The sequence below is a fragment of the Microbispora sp. CSR-4 genome, assembly GCF_008033685.1.
Lineage (GTDB): Bacteria > Actinomycetota > Actinomycetes > Streptosporangiales > Streptosporangiaceae > Microbispora.
In genome coordinates this window covers 1-354 of the sequence record NZ_VJVX01000311.1, presented here as the reverse complement: position 1 = coordinate 354, position 354 = coordinate 1, and the positions used below count along the sequence as shown (strand labels likewise).

Below are 354 nucleotides of genomic sequence, written 5' to 3'. Positions count from 1 at the left end.
ACCGGCACACTCACCAACCCAGACGACCAAAGCCGAATCATCGACACCAAAACCACAGGACCCGCAGAATCCTTCGGCTTCCAAATCATCGCCGGCGAATACGTCGGCCCGGGAATGTGGATGTACCACTGCCACGTACAAAACCACTCCGACTCGGGAATGGCCGGGGTGTTCAAGGTCACCGGCGGCGCGAGCGAAAAGGTGCCGCTGACCGTTACCGCCACGTCTCGTTGCGTGGGCTCGTCGGCGTACGTCGCGGTCACGGCCGTCAACGACGGCGACGTGCCGGCGACGATCACACTGACCACCCCGTACGGCACCAAGACCGTGGCCGACGTGGCCCCGGGCAAGCAG

At 64.1% G+C, this 354-nt stretch carries 1 protein-coding gene; it reads left to right on the top strand.

The features are described 5' to 3' along the window. On the top strand, positions 1-354 hold a 354-nt coding region (locus tag FLV34_RS39945), incomplete at both ends, for a multicopper oxidase domain-containing protein (RefSeq protein WP_147945647.1).